The sequence below is a fragment of the Microbacterium sp. MYb62 genome, from assembly GCF_002979475.1.
Taxonomy (GTDB): domain Bacteria; phylum Actinomycetota; class Actinomycetes; order Actinomycetales; family Microbacteriaceae; genus Microbacterium.
In genome coordinates, this window is record NZ_PCOY01000003.1 from 306,165 (window position 1) to 313,328 (window position 7,164).

At 69.2% G+C, this 7,164-nt stretch carries 8 protein-coding genes; 3 read left to right on the forward strand and 5 right to left on the reverse strand.

Annotated elements, in window-relative coordinates; translation table 11 throughout:
• Window positions 1–79 precede the first annotated feature (79 nt).
• The 3 genes from purD (at window position 80) to CQ042_RS06250 (ending at window position 3,368) form a co-directional block, all read left to right on the forward strand.
• A complete protein-coding gene (purD, locus tag CQ042_RS06240; protein WP_105669592.1) occupies window positions 80–1,357 on the forward strand; it encodes a phosphoribosylamine--glycine ligase in 1,278 nt (425 codons plus the stop codon).
• A 218-nt stretch (window positions 1,358–1,575) separates the two neighbouring features.
• Window positions 1,576–2,055, forward strand: coding sequence for a helix-turn-helix domain-containing protein (locus CQ042_RS06245; protein ID WP_105669593.1), 480 nt, complete (start codon window positions 1,576–1,578; stop codon window positions 2,053–2,055).
• Window positions 2,052–3,368, forward strand: a complete 1,317-nt coding sequence (locus CQ042_RS06250; protein ID WP_105669594.1) for an MFS transporter — start codon at window positions 2,052–2,054, stop codon at window positions 3,366–3,368. Before CQ042_RS06245 ends, CQ042_RS06250 begins: the two co-directional genes overlap by 4 nt.
• Before the next feature lie 205 nt (window positions 3,369–3,573).
• Here CQ042_RS06250 and CQ042_RS06255 read toward each other — a convergent pair whose 3' ends face one another.
• The 5 genes from CQ042_RS06255 to CQ042_RS06275 all read right to left on the reverse strand — a co-directional run bounded on the left by CQ042_RS06255 (window position 3,574) and on the right by CQ042_RS06275 (window position 6,912).
• Window positions 3,574–4,113: a GNAT family N-acetyltransferase gene (locus tag CQ042_RS06255; protein WP_105669595.1), complete on the reverse strand. Its 540-nt coding sequence runs from the start codon at window positions 4,111–4,113 to the stop codon at window positions 3,574–3,576.
• A gap of 41 nt (window positions 4,114–4,154) precedes the next feature.
• Complete coding sequence (locus CQ042_RS06260) at window positions 4,155–4,391, reverse strand: DUF2442 domain-containing protein (protein WP_105669596.1); 237 nt, start codon at window positions 4,389–4,391, stop codon at window positions 4,155–4,157.
• Complete coding sequence (locus tag CQ042_RS06265) at window positions 4,372–4,536, reverse strand: DUF4160 domain-containing protein (RefSeq protein ID WP_219844818.1); 165 nt, start codon at window positions 4,534–4,536, stop codon at window positions 4,372–4,374. Before CQ042_RS06265 ends, CQ042_RS06260 begins: the two co-directional genes overlap by 20 nt.
• Window positions 4,537–4,717: 181 nt before the next feature.
• Window positions 4,718–6,289: an MFS transporter gene (locus CQ042_RS06270; protein ID WP_258132077.1), complete on the reverse strand. Its 1,572-nt coding sequence runs from the start codon at window positions 6,287–6,289 to the stop codon at window positions 4,718–4,720.
• Window positions 6,286–6,912 (reverse strand): PadR family transcriptional regulator, encoded by a 627-nt coding sequence (locus CQ042_RS06275; protein WP_105669597.1) that lies wholly within the window; start codon window positions 6,910–6,912, stop codon window positions 6,286–6,288. Before CQ042_RS06275 ends, CQ042_RS06270 begins: the two co-directional genes overlap by 4 nt.
• Window positions 6,913–7,164: the final 252 nt, after the last annotated feature.

Here is a 7,164-nt window from a genome sequence, read left to right on the forward strand (position 1 = left end):
CGGCTCGGCGAGATCTTGAGGAGTTATGCACGCGGACGCCTGCCGAAACCCGGTCCACGACCCTCGGTAGTCTGGACGGGTGAAGATTCTCGTCCTCGGTTCCGGTGCCCGTGAGCACGCGATCATCCTCGCCCTGCGGGCAGAGCAGACGGAGCATGAGATCTTCGTCGCGCCGGGCAACGCCGGCATCGCTCAGGATGCCACCCCCGTCTCGGTCGATCCGCTCGATGGTGGAGCGGTCACCGCCTTCGCCCACGAGCACGCGATCGATCTGGTCGTCGTCGGTCCTGAGGCCCCGCTCGTCGCCGGGGTCGCCGATGCACTGCGTGTCCGCGGAATCCCGGTGTTCGGACCGGGGAAGGCCGCCGCCCAGCTGGAAGGCTCGAAGTCGTTCGCGAAGCGCGTGATGGACGCCGCCGGCGTCCCGACGGGTCGCGCCGTCCGCGCCGCCACCACGGCCGAGGTCGAGAGCGCGTTCGACGAACTCGGCGCCCCCTACGTGGTCAAGGCCGACGGCCTGGCCGCGGGCAAGGGCGTCATCGTCACGTCCGACCGCGCAGAGGCTCTCGCGCACGCGGAGCAATACCTTCCCGCGGGGCCGGTGCTGATCGAGGAGTTCCTCTCCGGCCCCGAGGTCTCCCTGTTCTTCCTGAGCGATGGCGACACCGTGCGCGCACTCAGCCCCGCGCAGGACTTCAAGCGCGCGCTCGACGGCGACGCCGGACCCAACACAGGTGGCATGGGCGCCTACTCGCCGCTGCCGTGGCTCGCCGAGCAGTTCGGCAGCGAGAAGGCCTTCGTCGACGAGGTCACGCGCGACGTGGCCATGCCCGTCGTACGACAGCTCGACGCCGAAGGCACCCCGTTCATCGGGCTCCTCTACGCGGGCCTCATCCTCACGCCGGCAGGTGTGCGGGTGATCGAGTTCAACGCGCGCTTCGGCGACCCCGAGACGCAGATCGTGCTGCCGCGGCTGGTCACCCCGCTGTCGGAGCTGCTGTTCGCCGCGGCCTCCGGCACCCTCGAGGACCAGCCGGAGCCCGTGTTCAGTGATGACGTCGCGATCACGGTCGTGCTGGCCAGCGAGGGCTATCCCGAGTCGCCGCAGACCGGCCGCCCGATCGAGGGCCTCGCTGATGCCGCAGCCGTCGAGGGCGTCCGCATCGTGCACGCCGCGACCGCGAGCCCCGATGCGCCGGGCGGATCGCTCATCGCAACGGGTGGCCGCGTGCTCAACGTGGTGGCCGTGGCATCCGACTTCCGCACCGCGCGCGACCGCGCGTACGAGGCGATCGCCCGCATCCGCCTCGACGGCTCCCACTACCGCACCGATATCGCCGCCCGCGTCGCGGAGTAGTCCCGCCGCCTCGCGTTCCCTGCAGCCCAGGCACGTCGAGTGCACGGCTTCTCCGCGAGTGCACGGCTTCTCGACGTGCGCACCCCGTCCACTCGGCGAGATCCCGTGCACTCGACAGCAGTTCGACCACGTGCGAAGACCGCCGAAGGGGGAGCGGAATCCTGCCAACCTACGACGCTGCGATTGACAGGGGCGGCTTTCTTCAAGAAAGTAGGCGGATGCCGCTCCGCTCCGACTGGTCGTCCGCGACCTGCCCGATCGCCCGTTCCGCCGACGTGCTCGCCGATCCGTGGGTGCTGCTCATCCTGCGCGAGCTCTTCTCGGGCCACACGCGCTTCGACCAGCTGCGCGATGCCACGGGCGCTGCCGACTCCGTGCTCTCCCGACGACTGTCCGCGATGGGCGAGGCCGACCTCATCACCCGTGAAGACCCCGACGACGCCCGCAGCGGATACCGCCTGACGGAAGCCGGCCGTGAGACCCTCCCGATCCTGCACGCCTTCGCGCGGTTCTCCCGCGTCACCGACCCCGAGGGACCGTGGGGTCTGACGGTGAGCTGCGGGCGCTGCGGCGACGACACCGAATCCGCGGACTGGTGCGCGACCTGCGCGGCGCCGCTCGACGCCGACAGCACCCGCTGGGCACGACGCAGCATGGGCGGAGAGCCCTTCGCCCTTCACCCTGGGCACGCCGCATGACCGCCGAATCGCTCGACGGGCCGATCGACGAGCCTCTCGGCACACGGCAGCGCCGCTTCCACCCCGCGTGGACGGTCGCCCTCGTCGCCCTCATCGCACTCATCGGCGCCGCCGGATTCCGTGCAGCCCCCGGCGTGCTCATGGTGCCGCTCGAAGAGGAGTTCGGCTGGAGCACGGCCGAGCTGTCCCTCGCGGTCTCGATCAACCTCCTCCTCTACGGCCTCATCGCCCCGTTCGCCGCGGCCTTGATGCAGCGCTTCGGCATCCGCGCGGTCACGGTGGTCGCCCTCTTCGTGATCGGAGCAGGAGCCGCGCTCAGCGTGTTCGTCGCGACGCCCGGCCAGCTCATCCTGACCTGGGGTGTCCTGATCGGTCTCGGCACCGGATCGATGGCACTGGTGTTCGCCGCCACCATCACCGATACATGGTTCGCCACGAGGCGCGGACTCGTCTCCGGCGTGCTCACGGCCGGCAGCGCCACCGGACAGCTCATCTTCCTCCCGGTGATCGCAGCCGCCGCCGAGGACGTCGGCTGGCGCGGGGCCTCGCTCATCATCGCGGGCGGTGCGCTGGCTGTCGTTCCTCTGGTCTGGATCTTCCTCCGCAACCGTCCGAGCGACCTCGGCGTCGCCCGCTACGGAGAGACGGCGCCCGTCGTGGCACAGGCCCCTGTTCCCCGCGGCACGGCCTGGGGTGCCGCGAAACTCGCGCTGAGCACGCTGCGAGAGGCCGCGCGCACCCGGACGTTCTGGGCCCTGGCGATCGGCTTCGCGATCTGCGGAGCGACCACCAACGGACTCATCGGCACGCACTTCATCCCGAGCGCGCACGACCACGGCATGGCGACGACCACCGCCGCCGGCCTGCTCGCGGTCGTCGGGATCTTCGACATCGTCGGGACCGTGTTCTCGGGCTGGCTGACCGACCGCGTGAACCCGCGCATCCTGCTCGCCGCCTACTATGCGCTGCGCGGAGTGAGCCTGCTGTTCCTGCCGAGCCTGCTCTCGGCGGAAGTGCAGCCGAGCATCATCGTGTTCATCGTGATCTACGGCCTCGACTGGGTCGCGACCGTGCCGCCGACCATCGCCCTGTGCCGTGAGGTCTTCGGCGACAAAGGTCCCCTCGTCTTCGGCTGGGTGTTCGCTGCGCACCAGATCGGTGCCGGCATCGCCTCGGTGCTCGCCGGGATCGTCCGCGACCACACCGGCCAGTACACGTTCGCCTGGTTCGCCGCCGCCGGCCTCTGCGCGGTCGCCGCCCTGGTCAGCGCGACCATCCGTCGGCATCGCGCCCCCGCATCCGTTCGCGAGTAGCCCGCCCGCATCCGCAGCGAGCGCACCGGAAGTTGCCGAACGCACGGCCTCGCAACGCAAACTTCCCGTGCACTCGGTGAGTACACGGGAAGTCGGCGCGGATGCGCGGAGCGCGGAGCGCGGAGGTGATGGTCATGGAGAACCTTTGAGGGACGTCGTTCAGACGCTGGTCCTCGGGCGCGCCAAACTGTTCGGCGGGCGGGCGTCAGTTCCTCGGGAGCTCGATCCAGTACCGCCGCACGCGGGGCTGCCCCGCCTCCGAGGCGTCGATCACGTCTTCGAGCTCACCACCGGCGCCCTCGATCGTGCGGATGGAGCCGACGTTGTCATCGTCGCAGGTGAGCATCACGCGCTGGTAGCCCTCTGCCTTGGCGACGCGCAGAACGAGGCGGAGGGCCTCGCGCACGATCCCCTCACGGCGCCGGGAGGGGATCACCGAGTATCCGATGTGCCCGCCGAAGCGCCGGAGCCAGTCGTTGAGCTCGCGGCGGAAGGACAGGAACCCGACGACCTGACCGCCCTCGGTGATCCAGAAGTGGTCACAGCGGACGTGCCCCTCCGGGAGCTCGGCGCCCGGCGTCGCATACAGCTCCGCCTTCTCGACGAAGGCCTCGCATGCGGCACGGTCGGGGACGAACCCCTGCTCGAAGCCGCCGCCGTCGATGTGTCCTCCCTCGAACTCGGCCACCGCGGCGGCCCAGGAGTCGAAGAGGTCGATGCTCGGTCGAGAGAGTGCGATCGTCATCGCCTGATGACATCACATTCCTGCGTTCCCGGCAAAACGGGTCAGCGACCTCGAAGCAGCGCGGCGATGGAGACGTCCTCATCCAGCTGTGGCCAGTGAATGCCCTCGCCGGCGCCGATCAGCCGCCAGTCCGCACGCTCGTCGGGGCTCGCATCGACAAGTCGCGGAAACCAGTCGAGAGGAACGCTGATCGTTCGTCCGTCCTTCATGCGCACATGCAGTTCGCGTTCGTCGGTCACGACGCCGACGGCGACGGCGTCATCCACCGAAGTGCTCATGCCACGCCTCCTCGATCAGCCCGCGCTGGCGTTCGATCAATCGTCGAAGCAGTCGCAGCTCACGGTCGTCGAACCTCGTCTTCGCCGCCGATTCTACCGGCCTGAGCCAGAACTTGGCCGTGAACTCCGCCCGCTCGACGTGCACATGCGGGGCTCCGATCCTTCGTTGCTGTAGAAGAAGAATCGGTATCCGCGCACTCGCATGACCGTCGGCACGGAGCGACGATAGCTCCGCCACAAGTCCGAGTCGGAGGCAAGACGAGATCGAGCCCGAGAAGTGCGGAAGTCGCGTTTCTCGGGCTCGATCGTGGAGAGACAGTCGCCGACTACTCGGGACGCGCGGCCGCAGGGGCGGCTGCCTCCGTCTTGTCGTACCGTCCGAGGAACAGTGAGGCGATGAGCGCGATCACCATCACGCACGCGGGCAACAGGATGGATTGCGCCATGCCGGTGGCGAACCCGTCGGCCACCTGCGGCGGCAGCGTGCCCCCGGTCGAGATGCCTGCCGGCGCATCGGCGAGCCCCGGCAGGTTCGCCTCGAGCCGGGACTGCATGAACGCGGCGATGGATGCCGAGCCGATGACCGATCCGATGGTCCGCGTGGTGTTGTAGATGCCGGCACCGGCACCCGCCTGTCGGGGCGGAAGCTTGCGCGTGGCGGTGGTGGCGAGCGGCCCCCACATGCCGGCGTTGCCGATGCCCATCAGTGCGGACGGCAGCAGGAACATCCAGATCTCGGTCTCCATGTTGATCAGGGCCGAGTACCAGACGAGCGCACCGGCGACGCAGAGCAGGCCGGGGATGAGGATGAGGCGGGGGTCGATGCGATCGAGCAGCTTCCCGGCGCCGGGGGCGAGCACGCCCGAGAGCACGGCCATCGGGATCATCAGCAGCGCAGCCTGCGTGGGCGTGAGTCCGCGTGCGGTCTGCAGGAAGAACATCATCGGCAACGACATGCTCGTCACCGTGAAGCCGACCGCCGCGATCGCGACGTTCGCTCCCGAGAAGTTGCGGTCGCGGAACAGAGCGAGCGGGACCAGCGGTTCGCTGCGGGTCTTGGCCTGCTGCAGGATGAACAGCCCGAGCACCACGAGGCCGACGATGATCAGGCCCCACACCGAGATGGGACCCCAGATGACGCCCCAGTCGTACTTCTCACCCTCCTGGAGTCCGAACACGATGAGGAAGAGGGCCACGGCGCTCAGCACCACACCCACGATGTCGAAGCGGTGCGGGTGCGTCGCGAGCTTCGGGACCAGACGCCATGCGAGCACGAAGGCGACGATGCCGACCGGGATGTTCACGAAGAAGATCCACTCCCAGCCGAACCCGTCGACGAGCAGGCCGCCCACGAGCGGGCCGACGAGCGTCGCGACACCGGCGGTCGCACCCCAGAGACCCATCGCGGCGCCGCGGCGCTCGGGCGGAAAGGTGCGGGTGATCACGGCCATGGTCTGCGGCGTCATGAACGCCGCCCCGAGCCCCTGCACGGCGCGAGCGACGATCAGCCCGTCGAGTGTGGTCGACAGTCCGCACCACAGCGAGGCGAGCGTGAAGACCGCGAGGCCGATCAGGTAGATGTTCTTCGGGCCGAAGCGGTCGCCCAGGCGTCCCGTGATCAGCAGCGGCACCGCATAGGCGAGCAGGTAGGCGCTCGTGACCCACACGACGTTGTCGAGGTTGTTCGTGTTCGGGTCGAGCGCGGCCTTGATGGCCGGGTTCGCGACCGACACGATCGTGGTGTCGACGAGGATCATGAAGAAGCCGATGACGAGCGCCCAGAGGGCGGGCCACGGGCTCTTCGGCTTGTGGCCGACGGAGTAGGTACCGGTCGACGGGCCGGAGGTCGAGGGCGTGGACACCGGCGGACGGTCTCCGTCGCGGGGGGAATCGGTCATTGCTGTGCGGCCTTTCGCTGAGCGCGGTAGCGATCTGAGTTCTGGAATGCCGTGGGACCCCAGGGCAGGGTCTCGGCTTCGAGGCGGTCGAGCAGGGAGTCGAGCCAGCGCAGCTCGGCCTCCAGCAGGGCCTCCTGGCGTTCGATCTCGACGAGCACCTGTTCGGGCACGGCCTTCTCCCTGGCCTTCTGCAGGCCGTCGCGATGCCGGGCGTGGTCGTCGAGGAGCGCGACCCGCCGGAGGCGCAGGAGCTCGATGACGTCGAGGTGCTCGAGGTTGTGCGCCTCGGCGAGCGCGATGCGGAAATCGGCCGGGCGATCGATGCGGGGCAGCTCGCGCCGCACCCATGTCACGACCGCGTCGCGTCCGGCCTCCGTGAGGGCGTAGGTCGTGCGCTCCGGACGATTGCCTTCACGATCGATGCCGAGCTCGTCGATCAGCCCCGAGCGGTGCAGTCGCGAGACCGTGTGGTAGAGCGTGCCGTTGGTGATCGTCAGCAGCCGATCGTCGTGGCGGGCTCGCATGAGACGGACCATCTCGTAGGGGTGCATGTCGCCTTCGCGCAGCAGCGCGAGCACCATCACCCCCATGGGAGTGAGCCGGGCGACGGCATCCTTCTTCATGTTCCCCCCTCAAATAGTCCATGTGGACTATACGCCCTTTTCGGGTCGCGGCACAGACGATCTGCGGGGTCGGTGATCGCCGCGACTCACGGCCCTCGCCGAGACCCATGCCCCCGACGTCTGACGGGATCGGTCTCGGCGAGGAGCACGGGTCTCCGCGGCAGAGCGGGCACGCGGGCGGGGCGACGACGAGGATGCGCGTGTCCACCGGATCCTCCGAGGCGTACAGGTCGCGGACCTTGCCCGAGTAGA

What these genes read in the sequence shown, in the direction of transcription:
- CQ042_RS06245 (WP_105669593.1), top strand. Translation starts at nt 1,576, where the DNA reads ATGCCGCTCCGCTCCGACTGGTCGTCCGCGACCTGCCCGATCGCCCGT.
- CQ042_RS06250 (WP_105669594.1), top strand. Translation starts at nt 2,052, where the DNA reads ATGACCGCCGAATCGCTCGACGGGCCGATCGACGAGCCTCTCGGCACA.
- CQ042_RS06255 (WP_105669595.1), bottom strand. Translation starts at nt 4,113, where the DNA reads ATGACGATCGCACTCTCTCGACCGAGCATCGACCTCTTCGACTCCTGG.
- CQ042_RS06260 (WP_105669596.1), bottom strand. Translation starts at nt 4,391, where the DNA reads ATGAGCACTTCGGTGGATGACGCCGTCGCCGTCGGCGTCGTGACCGAC.
- CQ042_RS06270 (WP_258132077.1), bottom strand. Translation starts at nt 6,289, where the DNA reads ATGACCGATTCCCCCCGCGACGGAGACCGTCCGCCGGTGTCCACGCCC.
- CQ042_RS06275 (WP_105669597.1), bottom strand. Translation starts at nt 6,912, where the DNA reads ATGAAGAAGGATGCCGTCGCCCGGCTCACTCCCATGGGGGTGATGGTG.